General features: G+C 66.2%; 24 protein-coding genes. 11 read left to right on the plus strand and 13 right to left on the minus strand.

Features of this window, described 5'->3' with window-relative positions; all coding sequences use genetic code 11:
* Positions 1 to 2 precede the first annotated feature (2 nt).
* From D2V04_RS01675 to D2V04_RS01685, 3 genes are all read right to left on the minus strand, one after another.
* Complete coding sequence (locus tag D2V04_RS01675) at positions 3 to 425, minus strand: 23S rRNA (pseudouridine(1915)-N(3))-methyltransferase RlmH (protein ID WP_119511629.1); 423 nt, start codon at positions 423 to 425, stop codon at positions 3 to 5.
* Positions 426 to 437: 12 nt separating this feature from the next.
* The gene (rsfS, locus tag D2V04_RS01680; protein ID WP_119511712.1) at positions 438 to 830 is read right to left on the minus strand and encodes a ribosome silencing factor; all 393 of its coding nucleotides are present in this window, start codon (positions 828 to 830) and stop codon (positions 438 to 440) included.
* 78 nt (positions 831 to 908) lie between these two features.
* Complete coding sequence (locus tag D2V04_RS01685; RefSeq protein ID WP_119511630.1) at positions 909 to 1,577, minus strand: nicotinate-nucleotide adenylyltransferase; 669 nt, start codon at positions 1,575 to 1,577, stop codon at positions 909 to 911.
* Between the two features lie 337 nt (positions 1,578 to 1,914).
* Here D2V04_RS01685 and D2V04_RS01690 point away from each other — a divergent pair, with 337 nt between their 5' ends.
* Positions 1,915 to 3,003 (plus strand): M23 family metallopeptidase, encoded by a 1,089-nt coding sequence (locus tag D2V04_RS01690; RefSeq protein WP_119511631.1) that lies wholly within the window; start codon positions 1,915 to 1,917, stop codon positions 3,001 to 3,003.
* Positions 2,996 to 3,412 carry a bactofilin family protein gene (locus D2V04_RS01695; RefSeq protein WP_119511632.1) on the plus strand — a complete coding sequence of 139 codons (417 nt, stop codon included), beginning with the start codon at positions 2,996 to 2,998 and terminating at the stop codon, positions 3,410 to 3,412. Before D2V04_RS01690 ends, D2V04_RS01695 begins: the two co-directional genes overlap by 8 nt.
* 25 nt (positions 3,413 to 3,437) lie before the next feature.
* On the opposite strand, the gene D2V04_RS01700 is transcribed toward D2V04_RS01695, so the two are convergent.
* The 5 genes from D2V04_RS01700 to D2V04_RS18330 form a co-directional block, all read right to left on the minus strand.
* The gene (locus tag D2V04_RS01700) at positions 3,438 to 5,108 is read right to left on the minus strand and encodes a long-chain-fatty-acid--CoA ligase (protein ID WP_119511633.1); all 1,671 of its coding nucleotides are present in this window, start codon (positions 5,106 to 5,108) and stop codon (positions 3,438 to 3,440) included.
* A 160-nt stretch (positions 5,109 to 5,268) separates the two neighbouring features.
* Positions 5,269 to 5,979 carry a DUF1013 domain-containing protein gene (locus tag D2V04_RS01705; RefSeq protein WP_119511634.1) on the minus strand — a complete coding sequence of 237 codons (711 nt, stop codon included), beginning with the start codon at positions 5,977 to 5,979 and terminating at the stop codon, positions 5,269 to 5,271.
* A 115-nt stretch (positions 5,980 to 6,094) separates the two neighbouring features.
* The gene (locus D2V04_RS01710) at positions 6,095 to 7,171 is read right to left on the minus strand and encodes a glycosyltransferase family 4 protein (protein ID WP_407672027.1); all 1,077 of its coding nucleotides are present in this window, start codon (positions 7,169 to 7,171) and stop codon (positions 6,095 to 6,097) included.
* Positions 7,168 to 8,076: a UDP-2,3-diacylglucosamine diphosphatase gene (locus D2V04_RS01715; protein WP_119511635.1), complete on the minus strand. Its 909-nt coding sequence runs from the start codon at positions 8,074 to 8,076 to the stop codon at positions 7,168 to 7,170. Before D2V04_RS01715 ends, D2V04_RS01710 begins: the two co-directional genes overlap by 4 nt.
* 331 nt (positions 8,077 to 8,407) lie before the next feature.
* Positions 8,408 to 8,749: a helix-turn-helix transcriptional regulator gene (locus D2V04_RS18330; protein WP_119511636.1), complete on the minus strand. Its 342-nt coding sequence runs from the start codon at positions 8,747 to 8,749 to the stop codon at positions 8,408 to 8,410.
* A 332-nt stretch (positions 8,750 to 9,081) separates the two neighbouring features.
* Here D2V04_RS18330 and D2V04_RS01725 point away from each other — a divergent pair, with 332 nt between their 5' ends.
* The 4 genes from D2V04_RS01725 (at position 9,082) to D2V04_RS01740 (ending at position 11,858) form a co-directional block, all read left to right on the plus strand.
* Positions 9,082 to 10,002, plus strand: a complete 921-nt coding sequence (locus tag D2V04_RS01725; RefSeq protein WP_119511637.1) for a HEPN domain-containing protein — start codon at positions 9,082 to 9,084, stop codon at positions 10,000 to 10,002.
* Between the two features lie 125 nt (positions 10,003 to 10,127).
* Positions 10,128 to 10,499, plus strand: a complete 372-nt coding sequence (locus tag D2V04_RS01730) for a hypothetical protein (protein ID WP_147391749.1) — start codon at positions 10,128 to 10,130, stop codon at positions 10,497 to 10,499.
* Positions 10,500 to 10,833: 334 nt separating this feature from the next.
* On the plus strand, positions 10,834 to 11,355 hold the full coding sequence (locus tag D2V04_RS01735; protein WP_228766195.1) for a hypothetical protein: 522 nt from the start codon (positions 10,834 to 10,836) through the stop codon (positions 11,353 to 11,355).
* Positions 11,352 to 11,858, plus strand: coding sequence for an RNA polymerase sigma factor (locus D2V04_RS01740; protein WP_119511639.1), 507 nt, complete (start codon positions 11,352 to 11,354; stop codon positions 11,856 to 11,858). Before D2V04_RS01735 ends, D2V04_RS01740 begins: the two co-directional genes overlap by 4 nt.
* Before the next feature lie 122 nt (positions 11,859 to 11,980).
* On the opposite strand, the gene D2V04_RS01745 is transcribed toward D2V04_RS01740, so the two are convergent.
* On the minus strand, positions 11,981 to 12,991 hold the full coding sequence (locus D2V04_RS01745) for an NAD(P)H-quinone oxidoreductase (protein WP_119511640.1): 1,011 nt from the start codon (positions 12,989 to 12,991) through the stop codon (positions 11,981 to 11,983).
* A 93-nt stretch (positions 12,992 to 13,084) separates the two neighbouring features.
* Here D2V04_RS01745 and D2V04_RS01750 point away from each other — a divergent pair, with 93 nt between their 5' ends.
* The 5 genes from D2V04_RS01750 to D2V04_RS01770 all read left to right on the plus strand — a co-directional run bounded on the left by D2V04_RS01750 (position 13,085) and on the right by D2V04_RS01770 (position 19,202).
* Positions 13,085 to 13,288, plus strand: a complete 204-nt coding sequence (locus tag D2V04_RS01750) for a DUF1192 domain-containing protein (RefSeq protein WP_119511641.1) — start codon at positions 13,085 to 13,087, stop codon at positions 13,286 to 13,288.
* 110 nt (positions 13,289 to 13,398) lie between these two features.
* On the plus strand, positions 13,399 to 15,762 hold the full coding sequence (gene clpA, locus D2V04_RS01755) for an ATP-dependent Clp protease ATP-binding subunit ClpA (RefSeq protein WP_119511642.1): 2,364 nt from the start codon (positions 13,399 to 13,401) through the stop codon (positions 15,760 to 15,762).
* Between the two features lie 145 nt (positions 15,763 to 15,907).
* Positions 15,908 to 16,912 carry a ligase-associated DNA damage response exonuclease gene (locus D2V04_RS01760; protein ID WP_119511643.1) on the plus strand — a complete coding sequence of 335 codons (1,005 nt, stop codon included), beginning with the start codon at positions 15,908 to 15,910 and terminating at the stop codon, positions 16,910 to 16,912.
* Positions 16,913 to 16,927: 15 nt separating this feature from the next.
* Positions 16,928 to 18,529, plus strand: coding sequence for a cisplatin damage response ATP-dependent DNA ligase (locus D2V04_RS01765; protein ID WP_119511644.1), 1,602 nt, complete (start codon positions 16,928 to 16,930; stop codon positions 18,527 to 18,529).
* Positions 18,530 to 18,563: 34 nt separating this feature from the next.
* Entirely contained in the window at positions 18,564 to 19,202 is a 639-nt protein-coding gene (locus D2V04_RS01770) for a YoaK family protein (RefSeq protein ID WP_119511715.1), read from the plus strand.
* Here D2V04_RS01770 and D2V04_RS01775 read toward each other — a convergent pair.
* From D2V04_RS01775 to D2V04_RS01790, 4 genes are read right to left on the minus strand one after another with little or no spacing between them, the layout of a single operon-like run.
* On the minus strand, positions 19,199 to 19,492 hold the full coding sequence (locus tag D2V04_RS01775) for a DUF167 domain-containing protein (RefSeq protein WP_119511645.1): 294 nt from the start codon (positions 19,490 to 19,492) through the stop codon (positions 19,199 to 19,201). The genes D2V04_RS01770 and D2V04_RS01775 overlap by 4 nt on opposite strands.
* Positions 19,473 to 20,045, minus strand: a complete 573-nt coding sequence (locus tag D2V04_RS01780) for a gamma carbonic anhydrase family protein (RefSeq protein WP_119511646.1) — start codon at positions 20,043 to 20,045, stop codon at positions 19,473 to 19,475. Before D2V04_RS01780 ends, D2V04_RS01775 begins: the two co-directional genes overlap by 20 nt.
* Complete coding sequence (locus D2V04_RS01785) at positions 20,042 to 20,602, minus strand: GNAT family N-acetyltransferase (protein WP_119511647.1); 561 nt, start codon at positions 20,600 to 20,602, stop codon at positions 20,042 to 20,044. The genes D2V04_RS01780 and D2V04_RS01785 overlap by 4 nt, the downstream gene beginning before the upstream one ends.
* A complete protein-coding gene (locus D2V04_RS01790) occupies positions 20,595 to 21,155 on the minus strand; it encodes a GNAT family N-acetyltransferase (protein WP_119511648.1) in 561 nt (186 codons plus the stop codon). The genes D2V04_RS01785 and D2V04_RS01790 overlap by 8 nt, the downstream gene beginning before the upstream one ends.

Below are 21,155 nucleotides of genomic sequence, written 5' to 3' on the forward strand. Positions count from 1 at the left end.
CGCTACCCTGCCCGATGGTAGGGGTGTCCGGCAAGAATCGTAGTGGCGCGGTAGAGCTGTTCCAGCAGCATGGCGCGCGCGAGCAGGTGCGGCCAGGTCGCATTGCCGAACGCGAGCAGAAGGTCCGCCTCCGCGCGTTCCTCCGCCGAATGGCCATCGGCGGCGCCAAGCACGAAGCGCGCCTCGCGCACGCCCTCGTCGCGCCAGCGGCCGAGCAGCGCGGCAAAATCTTCGGAGGAGAGCTGCTTGCCGCGCTCGTCGAGAAGCACGGTGCGCGCCGGCGCCTGCGGATCGGGCACTTTGCCCCCGGTCTCAGGCAGTTCGGTGGACTTGAATGGCCAGGTCAGCCGCTTCTCGTAACGCGCGACCAGTTCGGCCTCGGGCGAGCGCCCGATCTTGCCGCGCGCAACGACATGCAGAAGCATGTTTTGTCGGCCTCAGGCGGTTCCGGCGGCCACGGGTGGAGCGTCGCCGAAGGCCCACATGCGTTCCAGGTTGTAGAAGCTGCGGACTTCCGGGCGGAACAGGTGGACGACGACGTCGCCGGCGTCGATCAGCACCCAGTCGGCCTGGGGCAAGCCTTCGAGCCGCACCGGCCCATGGCCTTCCTGCTTGACCCTTTCGGCGAGCTTCTGCGCGATCGCGGCCACCTGACGGGTCGAACGGCCCGAGGCGATGACCATGTGATCGGCAATGCTCGACTTGCCCGCGAGCGGGATCGACACGACGTCCTGCGCCTGGTCGTCCTCCAGTTGCGCGAGGACGAGCGCGTGAAGCGAGCCCGGCTCGGCTTCAATCGCCGGCGGGTGCTGCGAATCGTGCTCGGGCATGGATGTTTGCGCCTGGTTCATAGGCGGTTGTTGCGCTCCTGACGGTTGCGAGAGAAAATGCGAGGGCGGCGATGCGCATCATGGCGCCTGCACGCGCTCCCCCCGGGATATGGGGACTATTCGGCGGAATGTAAGCTGATCGCGCGGCGGAACCTGCGAGTAGCGCCCGGCCCACTCGGGGTCGGCACGGCGGATGGCCGTGGCCGATCGGGGATCCGGATCGAAACGCAATGTCACCAGGCTCGGCGCACTCCAGTCGCCCCTGTTCCTGAACTCGGCAGCTTCGACCCGATGTCGGCGCAGCCATGCCATCGCGGGGCTTGCGAAGGCCGCGCCATCATAGCCGGGCCGCGCGATCACCGCAATCGGCATCGCACGCGCTATGCCGCGCCAATCCTTCCACTGGTGGAACTGCGCGAGATTGTCCGCCCCCATGAGCCACACGAACTCGCGGTCCGGATAGCGCCGGATCAGCGCCCGCAGCGTATCCACCGTGTACCGGGTGCCGAGTTCGCGCTCGATTGCGGTGACGCGGATCGGCGCGCGGCGCGCCTGGCGGATCGCCGACTTCACTCGCGCAGCGAGCGGAGCCATGCCGGCCCTCGGCTTGAGCGGATTGCCCGGCGAGACGAGCCACCAGACTTCGTCCAGCCCGAGCGTCTCGGCGGCGAAGAGCGATATCCGGCGGTGCCCGCCATGCGCGGGATTGAAGCTGCCGCCAAGCAGACCGATCCGGCGTGCACGCATCAGGGGGAGATCGGCCTCAGGCGGCCGCGTGTGATCAAGCCCATTGCCGCGGCCTAGCAGTGGTGGCCAGGTCTGTCAGGCGCGGATTCGCTCCACGACCGGGTGAAGCCATTTGCGAAGAACTTGGGTTAATTTCGTAACCTGGAAACGATTCAGCGTGTGAGTCGTTCGATTCGCCCTTTTACTTTATTTCACGATTCGACCCGAGGCCCCTCCCATGCTAGCGGCCCCGCCAGAATAAAAGGACGGCATAGGGGTCGTAATTTTGGTGACTAGCTCAACCGTAGGCGGATGGGTGGACCGCCTTCGGGCTTGGTTCCCGGATCGTGAATTCTTCATGCGATCCCAGGGACAGGTCCGTTTCATTCGGATTTCATCGCGCGTGCAGATGACCGCCGCAGGGATCGCCTCGGCGGCGCTCGTCGCGTGGATGGTCAGCCTCGCGATCATGGGCTGGAGCCAGTTCCGCGCTGAAGCCGACCGCATGTCGCTGCTCGAACGCGAAGCGCGAGTCGCGACATCGGAAGAGCGGCTCGACGCCTATGGCGACGATCTTACCTCCGTCGCGAAGGATCTCGAACAACGCCAGACGGTGCTCGAGGAAATGGCCGAGATGCTGCCCGACGACATCAAGGGGCAGGCACCGGTCAGCGATTCCACCGGCGAAGCGGCGGAAACCGTCGCCAAGGTCAGCGCGGTCTTCCCCGAAGCGCGGTCGCTGGCCGAGATCGAGGCGCGCCAGCTCGCGCTGGTCGAGAAAATGACCCGCTTTGCCGACCACCGCGCCGAACGCGCGGCAACGGCAATGCGCACGCTTGGTCTCGATCCGTCCACGATCCTGCGCTCGGCCCAGCAGGACGCAATGGGTGGTCCGCTCGAACTGCTCGCGACCGGCGCCGACGGCAAAGTCGATCCGCGTTTCGAGCGCCTCGGCCTCAGCCTCGCGCAGATGGCCGCGCTCGAGCAGGGTCTCGACGGCATTCCGCAGTTCGAGCCTGCCAATCTCAAGTACATTTCGTCCGGCTTCGGCTATCGCCGCGACCCGTTCACGGGCCACGGCGCGATGCACAAGGGCCTCGATTTCCGCGGTCCGGTCGGCGCGCCGATCTTCGCCGCGGCGGAAGGCCGCGTCAGCTTCGTCGGTCGCAAGTCGGGCTACGGCAACGTGGTCGAGATCACTCACGGCAACGGCCTGACCACCCGCTACGCCCATATGTCGAAGTTTTCCGCCAAAGTGGGCCAGCAGGTCGACGCTGGACACGTGATCGGCGCGATCGGCAGCACCGGCCGCTCGACCGGCCCGCACCTCCACTTCGAAGTCCGCATCAACGGCCGCGCGGTCAATCCGCGGCCCTTCCTGGAGACAGCGCCCGATGTTCTCAAAGAAGCCAGAGCCCGAGTCGGCGGGAGCGATTCCAATGGCTAGGCCCCCCGCACCTTCCAGTTCGACGTTCTCCGTGATCGGAGCCGACGTCACCATCAAGGGCGACGTGTCCGCCTCCACCGAGCTTCACGTCGACGGCCGCATCGAGGGCGACATCGCTTGCGATTCGCTCGTCCAGGGCGAAACGAGCGTGATCGAAGGCGCGATCAGTGCCGAGACGGCGCGCCTCGCCGGCCGGATCTCCGGCTCGATCACCGCGCGTCACCTCGTCGTATTGAAGTCGGCTCGGGTCGAAGGCGACGTGAACTACGACGCTCTGACCATCGAGCAGGGCGCCCAGGTCGAAGGCCGCTTCGCCCACCGTGCGCCCAACCAGCGCGGGGCCGACAAGCCGGCCGCGCCGGTCCCAGCGAGTGATGACGGCGAACCGAAGCTGACGCTGGCGACCTGAGCCTCGGGCTAAGCCCGAAGCGCCGCTACGCGTCCACCAGCACCTCGGCGCGCAAGGCCTTGCGGTCGAGCTTGCCGATCATCGTCTTGGGCAGTTCCTCGCGGATGACGACGCCGGAGACGCGCTCGTGCTTCCCCACGCGGGCATTGAGCCAGGTCTGGAGCTCGGCCGCGGTCGCTTCGGCGCCCTCGGCCAGGGTCACGTAAGCCTGCGGCATCTCTCCGCGATAGGCGTCGGGCACCCCGATCACGAGCGCTTCCTTGACCGCCGCATGCTCGAGCAGCACGGCTTCGACCTGGCTTGGGAAGACCTTGAACCCGCCGACGGCGATCATGTCCTTGATCCGGTCGACGATGGTGATGAAGCCGTCCTCGTCGATCTCGGCAACGTCGCCGGTGCGCAGCCAGCGCGTGCCGCCCAGATCGGCAAAGGCGTTCGTCGCGGCATCGGGGCGGTTCCAGTAGCCCTGCATGATCTGCGGCCCGGCGATGACCAGCTCCCCGGGTTCCCCGTCCGGTGCGGGCCTGGTGGGATCTTCCTTGTCGAGCAGCATCACGCGGGTCTGCGGGATGACCTGCCCGATCGTGCCCGGCTTGCGCAGCCCGGTGTAGGGATTGGTCGAGACCACGCCCGCGCTCTCGGTCAGTCCGTAGCCTTCCACCAGCCGCGCGCCGCTCGCCGCCTCGAATTTTTCGCGCACCGGCGCAGGCAGCGGCGCCCCGCCCGAGATAGACACCTTGAGCGAGGAGAAATCGGTCCGGCCGATCCGCGGATGGTCGAGCAGCGCCTGGAACATCGTCGGCACGCCGGGAAAGGCGGTGACGCGGGTGCGCTCGATCGTCTGCAGCACCTGCTTCGCATCGAACCGCGGTACCATGGCGATGCAAGCGCCTTTCGCGACCGTGCGGTTGAGCACGCAGGTGTTGGCGAAGACGTGGAACAGCGGCAGCGCGCCCATGATCACGTCCGGCTCGTCGCGGTCGAACGGATCGATCGCGTCGACCTGCATCGCATTGACCGCCAGATTAGCATGGGTGAGCATGGCGCCCTTGGGCCGGCCCGTCGTGCCGCCGGTGTACTGCAGCAGCGCCAAATCGGCGGGCGAGAGCGCGACGGGCGCAGGCTCGCCCTTGGGCAGCATGCCGCTCCACTCGCGGACATCCGTCCGCGCCGGGATGGCCGCGATGCTCTTGCGGCCCAGCAGCTTGAGCGCGATCCGCTTCAGCGGCGTCAGCATCGCCCCCAGGCGGCCGACGACCAGCGTTTCGAGCGGAGAGCGATCGAGCACTTCCAGCGCCGTCGGCAGCAGGCTTGCGGCGTCGATCGTGACGAGGATTCGGGCGCCCGAATCCTCGACCTGCTGGTTGAGCTCTTCGACGGTGTAGAGCGGCGAGAAGTTCACCACCACCGCCCCAGCCATCATCGCGCCGTAATAGGCGGAGACGTAAATGGGCACGTTGGGCAGGAACAGCCCTACCCGGTCGCCACGGGCAATGCCCAATTCCTGCAGGCCAGCCGCAAAGCGCCGCGCTTCCCCATAAAGCGCCCGGTAGGAATAGATCCGCCCGAGGAAGTCGACCAGCGGTGCATCGGGCCGCCGCTCTGCCGCGCGCGCGAAGAGATCGGGGAGCGTTACCGGCTCGAACGGCGTGTCCCACGGGGCGGCATGCTGATAAGGCGCCTTACTGACATCCATGTCAACATGGATGCGCGAGACCGTGCGCGAGGGCAAGGACTTTCTGACACCGGTCCAGCCGGCAGGGACGGTGCGGACACACGCACGCCGTCATCCCGGCGAAAGCCGGGATCGCGAGAGGAGAGGAAGAGCGCTCCCCGCGTCAGCGAGGCCGGCGGCTTCAGAGCTGTTCGTCGCCCTCGTTCTCCGCGGCGCGGCGGGCTTCGAGCCAGGCAGCGGCTTCGGCTTCCTGGGCGGCTTCGGCAGCGGCCTTCTCGTTCGCCTCGCGCTCGGCACGCAGTTCGGCGATCAGCTTCTCGCGATCCGTGCCCGAGTCGGCCGCTGGTACTGGCGCTTCACCGTCGGCGCCGGCCTTCTTCGCCGCCTTGGCAACAACCGCGTCGAGCTCGCGCTGCGAGCACAGGCCGAGCGTCACCGGATCCTTCGCCTGGATGTTCTGGATGTTCCAGTGGCTGCGCTCGCGAATCGCCGCGATCGTGTTGCGCGTGGTGCCGATCAGCTTGGAAATCTGCGCATCCGAAATCTCCGGATGGTTGCGCAGGATCCAGGCGATACCGTCGGGCTTGTCCTGCCGCTTGGACACCGGGGTGTAGCGCGGGCCCTTGGTCCGCGTCACTTCGACCGGCGCGCGCTGCATCTTGAGCGCATAGCTCGGATCGGCCTGACCGCGCTCGATTTCCTCCTGCGTCAGCTCGCCCGAGTGGATCGGATCACGCCCGGTGTACTTGCTGCCCGCGAGGTCGTCGGCCATCGCCTGGACTTCGAGGATATGCAGGCCGCAGAAGTCGGCGATCTGCGTGAAGCTGAGCGAAGTGTTGTCGACGAGCCAGGTGGCGGTCGCATGCGGCATCAGCGGGGTGGGTTGCGCCATGATCGAAACTGTCCTGAAAATATAAGGGCCGCCCCTCGCGGAGCGGCCGTTGCACAGGCGATTTAGGCGATGCGTCATGCAAGGGCAAGCTTTTCGGCCTCCCCCATCGGGAAGCTCAAGCGGCGAGCGGCTCCGCGTCGAGGGCCGCGAGCCCGGCGAGGAACTGATCGGTCGCCGCATCCCACGAATAGCGTGCGCCCAGCTCGGCACAGTCTGCGCGGTCGCTGAACACGGCGCCGGCAATCGCCCGGTCGAGATCTTCGGACAGCGCACCGACTCGATCGGTCACGATGTCGCGCGGCCCCGGCACGGGAAACGCAGCGACCGGCGTCCCGCAAGCGAGCGCCTCGATCATGACCAGTCCGAAGGTATCGGTCCGGCTGGGAAAGACGAAGACATCGGCATGGGCGTAGCATCCCGCCAATGCACGGCCGCTGCGGCGCCCGAGGAAATGGGCATCGGGAAACTTTGCACTGAGCTCGGCGAAGGCGGGGCCATCACCAACGACGACCTTGCTGCCCGGATAGCTGCCGCCCAGAAACGCCTCGAGATTCTTCTCCACCGCGACGCGGCCGACATAGAGCTGGATCGGTCGCGGGAGGTCGTCGAACTCGGGCGGTGCCGGCGCGTCCCGATTGAAGCAGGTCAGATCGACCCCGCGACTCCAGGGATGGAGGCGGCGCAGGCCGTGCGCGCGCAGTTCCTCGCGAATGCTCTCTGTCGCGACCAGCACTTGGCGCGAAGGCGCGTGAAACCAGCGAATGTAGCGCCAGAACAGCGCGGGCGAGAGGCCGGTGCGCCGGGCGACGTATTCGGGAAACTGCGTGTGGTAGGCGGTCGTGAAGGGAATACCGCGCACCGTACAGAACCGCCGTGCGGCGAGGCCCAGCGGCCCTTCGGTGGCGACGTGGATCGCGTCGGGCGCCAGGGCCGTAAGGCGCCGCCCGATCGCGCCGGGCAGCGGCATCGCCAGGCGAATGTCGGGATACGTCGGGCATGGCAGCGAGCGGAAGCCTTCGGGCGAGATTACCTCCACCTCGTGCCCGCGCCTGCGGAGGACATCGCATGTTGCCGCGAGGGTGCGGACCACGCCGTTCATCTGCGGCGCCCAGGCGTCGGTGACGATGGCGATCCGATGCGGATAGGGCCGCACGGCGTCCGCTTCGGGCACGACTACCTCCATCCGGCTCATGCAGCCGCCTTGCGCGTAGGTGAGGCCGCGACGTCATATTGCGCGCGCCGCGCCATTTCCTCGGGCCAGTGGAGCAGCTCCATGCGCCCGTCGAAATGCTCGACCAGCGCGGTGCAGCCTTCCACCCAGTCGCCGTCGTTGTAGTATTCAATGCCGTCGAAGGCGCGGATTTCGGCAGTATGGATATGGCCGCACACGACGCCGTCCACACCCCGCTCGGCCGCGGCACGGGCGACAATCTCCTCATAGCGGCTGATGAACTCGACCGCGTTCTTGACCTTGTGCTTGGCCACTTTCGACAGCGACCAGTACGGCAGTCCGAACGCCTTGCGCACGAGGTTGACCCATCGGTTGAGCCCCATGAGCAGGTGGTAGAGGACATCGCCCACCACCGCGAGCCAGCGGTGCGCAAGCATGATCGCATCGAACTCGTCGCCGTGGAGCACCATCAGCCGGCGCCCGTCGGCCGTATCGTGAAAGGCCGCGCGCCGGATCTCGACCCCGCCGAAGTTCATGCCCGAGAACGGGCGGAGCATCTCGTCGTGATTGCCGGGGATGTAGACGATCCGCGTCCCGCGCTTGGCGCGCTTGAGAATGCGCCAGACCACATCGTTGTGCTCCGCCGGCCAGTAGACCTTCTTCTTCAGCCGCCAGCCGTCAATGATGTCGCCGACGAGGTACATGGTCTCGCTGTCGGTGCTGTCGAGAAAGTCGATCAGCATCGCGGCGTTGCAGCCCTTGGTACCGAGATGGATGTCGCTGATCCAGATTGTGCGGAACTTTCGCCGCTTGCCGTCGACCGGCTCCGGAATCGCGCTCCTTACCGGCGGCAGGCTCGCTATCGTCGCCAGTTCGGCCAGTCCGCCCCGAAGCCCATTGATCCGTTCTTCGCCCACCGCCCGCACTCCGCTAGCGAATGCATTTCACGTCAGGCACATGACAGGCAATTGTTACAGGCGATTCACGGTTTGATGACCGTTCGTGGTCAACGTGACAATGTAACGACAGATGATCACGGTGTTTCAGGACATCAAGTACGTGCGATTACACCCTTGGAGCACTGGGTCGGGCGCTAACTTTACCAGGCGACGCGCCTCGCCTGCTGGCAAGGGGATCGTGGGAGCCTTTCTGCCGCACGGCCGACGGAGCAAGGAAGCGCGTCCGGAAAAAACGATCCATTCGGACACCTCCCGAGCGCTAAGGTCGGCCGTGCAGCCACTTGACTGCCCTCGGGCATCAGATCGGGTGTGCTGGCCCATCGTTATGAGTCCCGACTTGCAGCGCGATGGGCAGGACTACCGGGAGCAGAAGGATTGCCGCCCCCGGCATAACCGCATCTACGCCAATCTCCTCCTCTTCGTCCCAACTCGGCTCTGGGTCGGGCTCTTCGGAGCGATACCCCATGGGGTCAGCGAACCAGCGATCAAGATCGGCTAGGTACCATCCGGCACTGCGCGCACCGATTTTTACTTGGGACGGGAACGTCCCCTCGGCGATCTTGCGATAGAGCGTCGAGCGCGAGAGTCCGGTGCGATCCAGGACTTCTCTGAGGCGAAGTATCTTGTCAGGCGACGACATATGAGTTTCCTTTCTCAGCAAGCGTGACGACCCGCACGCAGCTTCGGTCCCACGGTAAGTTCTCTCAAGAGGATGCGACGGCGCTCGGCAGCGGGCTGCGGCGAACTGCGCCGGAAAGTAACCGAGGTGCGTTAGAATGGCGGAGTCTCACTACCGCTCGCCGACAAGCGAGGGGCTTCCGGTTGCCAAGTGCCCGCGTCTCTTGATGCCAACTGGCGCTTTTCGAGACTCGTGATTCGCGCCGCGCGAATTTCTGGCCATTAGCTTACACAGAGAGGCATGTTTCGGCCGCGCTTGCCATTGATCGGATATTGCTCGAAGATTCATCGGACATGCGCACCGATCTCGATCATCTTCCCGCAAACAAGCAGCGCGAGCTTGAGCGCATCGTCGAGATCATTTTCGACGAGTTCGGTGCCGCGACCGAGAACGCGACCGGCCCGCGCAAGGGCGCGCGCATTCTCAAGATCATACTGTTCGGCAGCCATGCACGCGGCGACTGGGTCGATGCGCCGATGTCGGCCAACCAGTACAAGAGCGATTACGACATCCTGGTCATCGTCAGCCAGAAGGAGATGACCGACCGCGCGGCGTACTGGGCGAAGGCCGAGGAACGGCTGATCCGGGCCTATACGATCGAGAAGACGCTGCGCACGCCGGTCAACTTCATCGTGCATTGCCTGCATGAGGTGAACGATGGCCTCGCACACGGCCGCGTGTTCTTCATGGAGGTCGCAAAGGATGGCATCGCGCTCTACGAAGCCGACGACCGCGAACTCGCCACGCCCAAGCCAAAGACGCCGGAGCAGGCGCTGGAAGCGGCACGGGAGTATTTCGACGAGTACCTGCCTTCTGCACTTCAATTTCTGATACAAGGAAAGGAAGCTAGCGAACGGGGTTGGCAGAAGAAGGCGGCCTTCGAACTACATCAAGCCACCGAACGCCTCTACCAAGGGCTCCTTCTCACCCTGACCTTCTACACGCCCTACAACCACAACATCGCCTTCCTGCGCTCACTCGCGGAAGGTCTCGATCGGCGGCTCCACGGCATTTGGCTGGAGGAAAGCCGCCGCGAGCGCGCGATGTTCCAGAAGCTGAAGGAAGCCTACACCAAGGCTCGCTACTCCAAGCACTACAAGATCAGCGAGGAAGAGCTGACCTGGCTCGGCGAGCGGGTCGAGGAACTCGGCCGCGTGGTCCACGAGGTCTGCTCCGAACGGATCGCCGCCCTGGAAGCCGCAGCGCGCAAGTAGTGCCGGTGGCACAGCCGCAGTCTCGCAGCTTGCCGGGATTCAGGGGGCTGGCGTCAGCAATCGTTCATTGAGGTTGGCAGAGCTTTCCGCACGGGGTCGGATATCCCTTCACGATGGAGGATGGTATGAAAGCGATCGTAGTTACGGCGGCACTTTTGATCGTGCCATTCGCTGCCCAAGCCCAGATTGCCCCTCGAACACCGCCGGATAGCGGGCGCTTGTCCGGAATAGCCGATCCTTCAACAAACCCGGCGATCGGGCGCGAGCTTCGTGAGACACGCGAACGCATCGATCGGGGACGGGAAAGCGGGGACTTGTCCAAACGCGAGGCACGCGCACTACGCCGCGAAAACAGACAGATCGGTGTGCTTGCAGATCGCTATGGTCGCGACGGCATTTCCGATGCCGAGTATCGTGAGCTGGAAATGCGCGCGCGCGTTTTGCAAAGCCAGGTTGAGGCGCAGCGCATTCGGCCGACCACCGACGATCCCGACTAATCCGCCTTAGACTTTCTGCCGGTCTGGTGCTGAAGTTCTTCGGGCTTGTTCTGCCAGTGTCGGCGCCACTGGATCAACGTACGAGCGCCCTGACCTAAGCGTAACCGTATCGAAACCGCCGTGCGCGAATAGCGCGGCCCGGACCAGCAAGCACCGGCCAGCTTGCCGGGATTCACCGATTCTGGCATAATCCTCACCACGAGATGGAACACTGGCGGCCATCTCGAGGATAGTCCTTGCCAGGCATCAAGTAGGTCCGGCCGCTACGGTCGGACGGTTGCTGTAAGGCCGCACCGCGGCACACAGCGGACACCGCTTGCACATCCGCGCATCCATGCGCGGACCGCCTGTGTGCGAGCTTTCCATGCTTATTCCCACTCCAAGCGACGTCTACGCGCGCGAGGTCGTGATGGCGCGCGTTGCCCATCTCGTCCGCCGCAAGCAGCAGGAGATCGAGCGGATCACCCGCATCCTGCGCGCCTGCTTCGAGCCGGCGCAGGTGCAGGCGCCTGAGCCAGGCGAGATCCAGCAGATCATCCTGATCGGCCCCTATGCGCGGCGATCCTGGTTTGAAGACCAGCAAACAATCCACTTCTCCGACTACGAGCTGTGGATCGTCGTCAACCATCCGCTGCTTACCGACGAGCGCTGCTGGCAGCGCGCGCAGACCATCATCGAGCGCGAGCTGGGCAACCGCTGTGCAGTCGGCCTCGCAATCTACTCTGAAGCCGACATCCGCATCGCCGAGGCCGAGCGCGACACCTTCGTTCTCGACCGGATCGAAGCCGGGATCACCCTCTACCACGCTTCGCGTGATGCTCCGCTCAACGTGCGCGAGCGGAGGGCACGGCCATGACCGCGCCCAACTCCAGCGCCGCGTTCGACGCATTCTATCGTGCCGAGCATAAGCGGATGCTTCGCTACTTCCGAAAGAGAGCTGGCCCAGATGCTGCGCCCGATCTGGCGCAGGAGGCTTTCACGCGGGTGCTTCGCAGCGGCGCATTCGAGCGGGTTGAATTTCCTGGGGCCTATCTGACCCGAACTGCGCGCAATCTCTTGATCGAGCGGACGCGCCGCAAGATGCGGCGACCGGCAATAATCCATCCGTTCGATGAGGAACGCGATGCCTCAGTCCGGCCCGAACAGGCATGGCGGATCGAGGCCGCGGATGTACGGCGTGCCTATTGGCGAGCACTACGCGCCATGCCGCGCAGGACCCGGCACATATTCCTGCTCCATCGGTTGCGACATCTAACCTACAAGCAAATCGCGCAGCACCTCGGCGTCAGCAACAAGACGGTGAAATATCACATGGAGCGTGCCTTGGCGCGGTGCCGTCAGGCGCTAGCACCCAGCTAACGGCAGCGATCGATCTCCGTCCGAACGTCCACACCGTATAGAGCGGCTTCCGCCAGTCAGGTGGTCGCGCACCTGCTCATGAGTGAGCGGCGACGCCGACCGCCCCTGATCTGCGACAAGCTTCAGCCGTCAACAACTTCCAGCACGATCTTGCCGATGTGGTCGCCTGCTTCCATCCGGGCGTGGGCGGCGGCGGCTTCGGCGAGAGGAAAGGCGCGGTCCATCACGGGGCGCAGCTTGCCCTCCTCGAACAGCGGCCAGGCGTTCTTCTCGATCTCGCCCGCGAGCAGCGTTTTGAACACGTCCGACCGCGGGCGCAGCGTCGAGCCGGTGAGCGTGAGGCGGCGGCTCATAACCACGGCCATGTTCAGTTCAGCCTTGGGACCGCCGAGCACTGCGATGGTCACGTGCCGGCCGTCTTCCGCCAGGCATTTGAGATTGCGCGGCACGTAGTCGCCCGACACCATGTCGAGCACCAGTTCGACGCCCTTGCCGCCGGTGAAGGCTTTCACTTCCTCGACGAAGTCCTGCTCGCGGTAGTTGATCGCGAGGTCCGCTCCCAACTCCCGCGCGGCGGTACACTTGGCCTCGTCGCCGCAGGTCACGATCACGGTCAGCCCGAATGCCTTGCCGAGCATCGTCGCCATCGTGCCGATCCCGCTGGTGCCGCCGTGGACGAGCAGCGTCTCCCCCTCGCGCGCCCAGCCCCGCTCGAACACGTTGTGCCAGACGGTGAACAGCGTCTCCGGGATCGCCGCGGCTTCGGCCAGCGGCATGCTCTCCGGCACCGGCAGGCAATGGCCGATATGCGCGAGGCAATACTCGGCATAGCCCCCGCCCGAAACGAGCGCGCAGACCGTGTCGCCGATGTAGTCTTCCGGCACGCCCGGGCCGACTGCGGCGATCGTGCCGGAAATCTCGAGGCCCGGTATCGGCGAGGCGCCGGGCGGGGGCGGATAGTGGCCCTGGCGCTGGATCACGTCGGGCCGGTTGACCCCGGCATAGGCGACGCGAATCAGCACCTCGCCCTCTCCCGGCTCCGGCACCGGGACCGTCTCCGGCCGCAGCACCTCGGGCCCACCGGGCGCGTCGTATCCGATCGCGGTCATCTCGCGTGGCAGGTGCGCCGTCATTCGCCTTCCCCCCTGTGGCAGTGCCATCACGCATGCGCACCTAACGCGCTGCCCCATTGACAGCAAGCGCGCCGCCTTGCGACACTGCAGGCGATGGATGAGGACGATCGTCCGCGCCCTCGGGGTGACGCCGCGAGCAAGCTCGCCGCCGAAGACCTTTCGCCCTATTCCCAGGACGAGCTGGCCGAACGAATCGCCTTGCTCGAAACCGAGATCGCGCGGGTCGAGAAGCACCGGCTCAGTGCCGCGGCGCATCGTCATGCGGCCGACGCACTGTTCCGAAAGCAGGGTTCGTGAGCCACGCGGTTCTCAATCTAGGGCACCGCACCCATATAGGCCTGGTTAACAACACCCGGTTACATTCCCACCGTAGGGAAATCCCGCTTTTCGCCACGAAAGTCCGTTAGATGCCTAGTTTCGCCCAGAACCTCGAGAAGACCCTCCACGCCGCGCTCGCCAGCGCGAGCGAGCGGCGGCACGAATACGCCACGCTCGAGCACTTGCTGCTCGCGCTGGTCGAGGACGAGGACGCGGCACAAGTGATGAACGCGTGCGGCGTCGACCTCGACGAACTGGGCGAGGCGGTGCGCCAGTATCTCGATCAGGAATACCAGTCGCTCAAGACCGAGGATGACGGCGATCCCCAGCCGACCGCCGGCTTCCAGCGGGTCATCCAGCGCGCGATCCTGCACGTGCAGTCGAGCGGTAAGGACACCGTGACCGGCGCCAACGTGCTCGTCGCCCTGTTCTCCGAACGCGACAGCTACGCGGTCTACTTCCTGCAGCAGCAGGACATGAGCCGGCTCGATGCGGTAAGCTTCATCAGCCACGGCATCGGCAAGGGCGGCAAGCAGCTCGAAAGCCGCGCGCCGCAAGGCGCCGACGAGACCGGCAAGGCGGAAGAGAAGGCCGACAACAAGAAGGAAACGGCGCTCGATCAGTTCACCGTCAACCTCAACGCCAAGGCAGAGGCGGGCAAGGTCGATCCCCTGATCGGCCGCGGGCCCGAGGTCGACCGGACGATCCAGATCCTCTGCCGTCGGAGCAAGAACAACCCGCTCTACGTGGGCGATCCGGGCGTCGGCAAGACGGCGATCGCCGAAGGCCTCGCGCGCAAGATCGTCGAAGGCGAAGTGCCCGAAGTGCTCAAGGACGCGGTGATCTATTCGCTCGACATGGGCGCGCTGCTGGCCGGCACGCGTTATCGCGGCGACTTCGAGGAACGGCTGAAGCAGGTCGTGAGCGAGCTTGAAGGCATGCCCGACGCGGTTCTGTTCATCGACGAGATCCACACCGTGATCGGCGCCGGCGCGACCAGCGGCGGGGCGATGGACGCCTCGAATCTCCTGAAGCCCGCGCTGTCGAGCGGTGCGATCCGCTGCATTGGTTCGACCACCTACAAGGAATTCCGCAATCACTTCGAGAAGGACCGCGCACTGCTGCGCCGGTTCCAGAAGATCGACGTCAACGAACCGACGATCGAGGATACGGTAAAGATCCTGCGCGGCCTCAGGACCGCGTTCGAGGATCATCACAACGTCAAGTACACGCCCGACGCGCTCAAGACTGCGGTCGAGCTTTCGGCGCGGTACATCAACGACCGCAAGCTGCCCGACAAGGCGATCGACGTGATCGACGAGGTCGGCGCGATGCAGATGCTCGTGCCGCCGAGCCGCCGGAAGAAGAAGATCACCGCGCGCGAGATCGAGGCGGTGATCGCGACGATGGCGCGCATCCCGCCCAAGACCGTGTCGAGCGACGACAAGAAGGCGCTCGAGAACCTCGAACGCGATCTGAAGCATGTCGTTTTCGGGCAGGATCAGGCGATCCAGCGCCTTTCGACCGCGATGAAGCTCAGCCGCGCAGGGCTGCGCGACCCGGACAAGCCGATCGGCAGCTTCCTGTTCACGGGCCCGACCGGCGTCGGCAAGACCGAGGTCGCGCGCCAGCTCGCCAGCATCATGGGCATCGAGCTCAAGCGCTTCGACATGTCCGAATACATGGAGCGCCATTCGGTCAGCCGCCTGATCGGCGCCCCTCCGGGCTATGTCGGCTACGATCAGGGCGGCCTGCTGACCGATGCGGTCGACCAGAACCCGCACTGCGTGCTGCTGCTGGACGAGATCGAGAAGGCGCACCCCGACCTGTTCAACATCCTGCTGCAGGTGATGGATAATGGCCGCCTGACCGACCACCACGGCAAGACGGTCGACTTCCGTAACGTCGTCCTGATCATGACGACCAACGCCGGTGCGGCGGACATGGCAAGCCAGGGGATCGGCTTCGGCAACGTCAGCAAGGAAGATGCAGGCGAAGAAGCGGTGAAGCGCATGTTCACGCCGGAATTCCGCAACCGCCTCGATGCGATCGTGCCCTTTGCCTACCTCGGCAAGGCGACCGTCGCACGCGTGGTCGACAAGTTCATCCTGCAGCTCGAGCTCCAGCTCGCCGAGCAGAATGTGCACATCCAGTTCGACAAGGATGCGCGCGGCTGGCTGGCCGACAAGGGCTACGACAGACTCTACGGCGCCCGGCCGATGGGCCGCCTGATCCAGGAAAGGATCAAGCAGCCGCTGGCCGAGGAACTGCTGTTCGGCAAGCTCGCCGACGGCGGCGAGGTCCATGTGAGCGTGAAGGACGGCAAGCCCGCCTTCGAACTCACGCCTGCTCCGCCCAAGGCCAAGCCGAAGCGCAAGGCGAAGAAGGCGGCCGCGAAAAAAGCCGAGCCCGAAGCCGACGCCAGCGAAGGCGTGGACAGCGGCGAAGAGTAGCCCTGCCGAGTAGCGAAGACTCTTCGCCGCTCGCTGATTCCCGCGCTTCGTCGGTGGCGGGTCAAGGTGACCGGCGGAGCCTCCCCGCGCCTTCGCCCGAACCATCCTCTGGAACCGCCTGGCGTTACGCGTCATTCTGACGGGCATGGCGCACGACTTCGCATGGATCCGGCCCGAGCCGCATGGCATCCATGTCGTTCCCGCCGATTGCTGGATCGATCCCTCCGAGCCGGCGGATCATGCGCTGGTGACGCACGGGCATGCGGATCATGCGCGCGGTGGGCATGGGCGGACGGTCGCCACGCCCGAGACGCTCGCGATCATGAAGTTGCGCTACGCGACTTCCGATGGCGCCGTGCCGGTGGGCTATGGCGAGACGATCCGCTTGCCGGGCGGCGTGGGCGCGACGTTCCTTCCGGCCGGGCATGTGCTCGGAAGCGCGCAGATCCTGCTCGAGCATGCGGGCGAGCGCGTGATCGTAACCGGCGACTACAAGCGCTGCCCCGATCCGACCTGTCCGCCGTTCGAAGTGACGCCGTGCGACGTCTTCATCACCGAGGCGACCTTCGGCCTGCCGGTGTTCTGCCATCCCCCTATCGAGACCGAGATCGGCAAGCTGCTCGATCGCCTCGCCGCGCATCCGGAGCGCTGCGTGCTGGTCGGCGCCTATGCGCTGGGCAAGGCGCAGCGGGTGATCGCGGAGCTGCGCCGTGCCGGGCATGATCGGCCGATCTACCTCCACGGCGCGCTGGAGCGGATGTGCCGGCTCTACGAGGAATGGGGCGTCGACCTGGGCGAGTTGCGCCTGGTGAGCGACGCGACGAAGGAGGACATGCGCGGACAGGTCGTCGTCTGCCCGCCGTCCGCGCTCAACGACCGCTGGAGCCGCCGCCTGCCCGATCCGATCACCGCCATGGCGTCAGGCTGGATGCGCGTGCGGCAGCGCGCCCGCCAGCGCAACGTCGAGCTGCCGCTGGTCATCTCTGACCACGCCGACTGGGGCGAACTGACGCGTACGGTCGAAGAGGTCGATCCGCACGAGACCTGGATCACCCACGGCCGCGAAGAGGCGCTGCTGCGCTGGCATCAGCTCCACCAACGCCGCGCCCGTGCGCTGGCGTTGATCGGGTACGAGGACGAGGATGACTAAGGGGCGGCCGCGTTAATGGAGGAGTTCGCCGCCCTGATCGATGCGCTGGTCTATACGCGCAGTCGCAACGAGAAGCTGGAGTTGATCGCCAACTACCTGCAGGCGACGCCCGATCCCGACCGCGGATGGGCGCTCGCTGCGCTGACGGGCGGGCTCGACTTTCCCGCGGTCAAGGCGAGCACGATCCGCAACCTGATGCACGAGCGGGTCGATCCCGTCCTCTGGACCCTGAGCCGTGATTTCGTGGGCGATACGGCCGAGACCGCGAGCCTGCTGTGGCCGGCCGGCGAAGCGCCGCCCGATCCGCCGAGCGTCTCGGAAGCGGTCGAGGCGCTCACCGCGATGACTCGCAGGAGCGTCCTCTCCGAACTGCCGGCCTTGCTCGACCGCCTCGACGCCTCGGGCCGGTTCGCGCTGCTGAAGCTCGCCACCGGGGCGATGCGCATCGGAATCTCGGCGCGGCTCGCCAAGATCGCGTTCGCCCAGGCATTCGGCGTCGGCGTGGAGGACGTCGAGGAGTACTGGCACGGGCTCACCCCACCCTACCTTGCGCTGTTCGCCTGGGCCGCCGAGGGGGCGCCGCCGCCCGATACCGGCAGCCTGCCGCTGTTCCGCCCGTTCATGCTCGCCCACCCGCTGGACGACACCATTGTCGACCTCGAGGACTACGTGGCCGAATGGAAGTGGGATGGTATTCGCGTCCAGCTCGTGCGCGTCGGCGGTGAGAAGGGAGAAACGCGCCTCTACTCGCGCTCGGGCGACGACATTTCCGGCACCTTCCCCGAATTCCTCGATGCTCTTCCGATCGACGCAGTGCTCGACGGCGAATTGCTCGTACGCGGCGTCCACCAGGGCGGCGAGAAAGGGGGCGCAGCGAGCTTCAATGCGCTGCAGCAGCGGCTCGGACGCAAGACCGTGTCCAAGGCGATGCTCGCGGAGTTCTCCGCCTTCATCCGCCTTTATGACGTCATGATCCTCGAAGACGACGATCTGCGCGACTTGCCGTGGACGCGGCGCCGGGCCCACCTCGAGGCGCTGATGCCGCGGCTGCCTGAGAATCGTTTCGATCTCAGCCCCGTGGTCGACGCCGAGCACTTCGACCATCTCACCGAGATACGTGCCGGGGCTCGCGACGACGCGATCGAGGGGCTGATGCTCAAACGCCGGGACAGCCCCTATGTCGCCGGTCGCAAGACGGGGCTGTGGTACAAGTGGAAGCGCGATCCCCTGCTGGTCGACTGCGTGCTGATGTATGCCCAGCGCGGCAGCGGCAAACGCTCCAGCTTCTATTCGGACTATACCTTCGGCTGCTGGGACGGCGATCCCGACGCGGGCGCCGATCTGCTGCCGGTGGGCAAGGCCTACTTCGGCTTCACCGACGAAGAGCTGCGCAAGATCGACCGCTACGTCCGCACACATACCGTCAACCGCTTCGGCCCCGTGCGCGAGACCGACAGGAGCCTGGTGTTCGAAGTCGCCTTCGACTCGGTCCACGCGAGCAAACGCCACAAGTCCGGCCTCGCCATGCGCTTCCCCCGCATCCACCGCATCCGCTGGGACAAGCCCGCGCACGAGGCGGACCGCATCGATGCTCTGCGCGCGCTGGTGCGGGATTGAAATCGCGCCCATCCGGCGGCAAGGCCGGCAGACCATGCATCGCTACGACCTTCCGCGCCGCTCGCTTGCCTACGGCATAGCGGGACTGGCCGGGTTCGTGGACGCGGCGGGCTTTCTCGCAGCAGGCGGCTATTTCGTGTCGTTTATGTCGGGGAACACCACCAGGTTTGGAGTGGAGGCGGCGACGCGGCCCGAAGCGGCGCTCGTGCCGATTCTCCTGATCCTGTGCTTCGTGAGCGGCGTAACGGCCGGCGCGGTGGTGGCGAATCGCAGCGAGAGACCGAAATCGGCGGTTCTGATGCTCTCGACATTGCTGATCGGCACGGGCGCGGCCGCACACGCGCTGGGAGCGATCGCCCTGTTCGTCGGCATGTCGGCGCTCGCGATGGGCGCGATCAACAACGCCTTCCGGCGCGAAGGCGAGGTCGCGGTCGGCGTGACATATATGACGGGCGCGCTCGTGCGCTTCGGCCAGGGCCTGGCAGCACGATTGACGGGTAGGCAAGCACCTGGCGGCCTGGCGCATCTCCTGCTCTGGGCGAGCCTGGCGGCCGGGGCCGTGCTGGGCGCGCACGTGACGATCGGCTTGCCTGCCCTTGCGCCGTGGATACCGCTGGTGTGGGCGGCGGGTCTGTGCATCGCGGCCCGCCGGATCGAACGCGCTCGGGCCTAGGGTTCTTGCACATCCGGGAGCTGGATCAGCTTTTCCCGCGAAGTTGCGCCGCGCAACAGTTGCAGCCGCGAACTGCCGATCCCCAGAGCCTTGCCGAGCAGCGTCAGCACCGCGGCGTTGGCCGCGCCGTCGGTGGGTTTCGCGCGCACTTTCATCAGCAGGCGGCCGTTCTCGATCGCCACGCTTTCGCTCCGCGCGCCCGGCGTGACCCGCAGCGCCAGCCGGCCTTCGCTATCGGCAAGGGCGCGGATCGCCTGCGCCGCGGGGAAATCAGCCTTCGGGCGCGCCATCGAGCGCCGCCGCGTGCGCCTTCCCGTTCTCGACATAGTGCGCGACGCCTGCGCGCATCCCGGCAATCGCGGCATCGTCGAGGTCGCGCATCTTGCGCGCCGGCCGTCCGCCCCAGAGCTCGCGGGCGGCCATGACCTTGCCCTCGGTCAGCATGGCGCCCGCCGCGAGCATGGCGTCGGTGCCGATCACCGCCTTGTTCATCGCGATCGCGCCGAGGCCGACGAAGCCGCGATCCTCGATCGTGCAGCCGTGGACCATCGCCATGTGCCCGATCAGCGCGTCGTCGCCGATGATCAGCGGCGAGCCTTCGGGATCGCCAGGACGCTCGGGGTCGCAGTGGAGCACGCTCCCGTCCTGCACGTTGGTGCGCTGCCCGATGACGATGCGGCTGACGTCGGCACGCAGCACGCAGTTGTACCAGACCGAGCTGTCCGCGCCGATCTCGACCTCCCCGATCAGCACGCAGCCGGGTGCGACGAAGGCGCTGTCGTGAATCTTCGGGCTGCGGCCGTGGATCGGGATGATCCGGACTCCGGGGCGGTTTGCGCTCATGCCTTGTGCTCCTGCCATTGCTCGGCGGTGAGACTGTAGAGGATCGTCCGCCGATCCTCCGGCGGATAGGCGGGATCGTCGAAGTCGAGGTCGCCGCGGCGGACCATGCCGAGCTTTTCCATCAGCTTCCAGCTTCCGACGTTCGCCTCGCTGGTCAGTGCGACGACATGCGGCGCGCCGACCCGGCCGAAAGCCCAGTCGAGCACGGCATGCATCGCTTCCTCCGCATAGCCGCGCCGCCAGCGGTCCTCGCGTACCAGCCAGCCCACCTCGTGATCGCCCTGATTTTTCGCCAGCGGGTTGTCGACCCGCTTGATCCCGCAATGGCCGACCATCTCGCCGGTCGCCTTCTCGATCATGAACAGGAAGCTGAAGCCTTCCTGCGCGTAGAGCGCCATGCCCTTGGCATGCTTCGCTTCGATCTCGTGCAGTTCCTTGACGCCGCCGAGCCGGGCCATGACCGTGGGCGTATTGAGCAGGCGATGCTGGAGCGCGGCGTCGCCCTCCTCGATCGTGCGCAGGACCAGCCGCTCGGTCTCGGCGACGATGTCAGCCATCGCGGCTTTCCCATGCCGCGCGGTCTATCGAATAGACGATCGTGTCGCGCCAAGGCGGATCGTAGCGCTCGTCCGGGTAGTCGAGCTCCTCGCGCCGGCGCATGCCGAGGCGGCGCATCAGGCCCCAGCTTCCGGCGTTGCCCTCGACTGTGAGCGCGACGACCTCCTCGGCGCCGAAGTGGCCGAAGGCGAGATCGAGCGCGGCGGTCGCGGCTTCCCTGGCATAGCCCTGCCCCCAGGCGTCCTCGCGCAGGCGCCAGCCGATCTCGACCGCGCCGGTGACGGTCGAACCCGGAGCATCGGCCCGTTTCAGCCCGCAGAAGCCGAGCAGCGCCCCGTCGGCCTTGCGTTCGACCACCCAGAAGCAGAACCCGTTGCGCCGGGCGCTCCCTTCGACCCGCTCGCGCTGCGCCGCCATGCCCGCCTCGTCGAGCTGACCGCCGAGCCAGCGCATGACCGCGGGCGTGTTGGTGTGGCGGAAGAACTCAGCCCAGTCCTCCTCGCGCCAATCGCGCAGGACGAGCCGTTCGGTCTCGTGCCGGAATTCAGCCAT

Source organism: Pelagerythrobacter aerophilus (assembly GCF_003581645.1).
GTDB lineage: Bacteria > Pseudomonadota > Alphaproteobacteria > Sphingomonadales > Sphingomonadaceae > Pelagerythrobacter > Pelagerythrobacter aerophilus.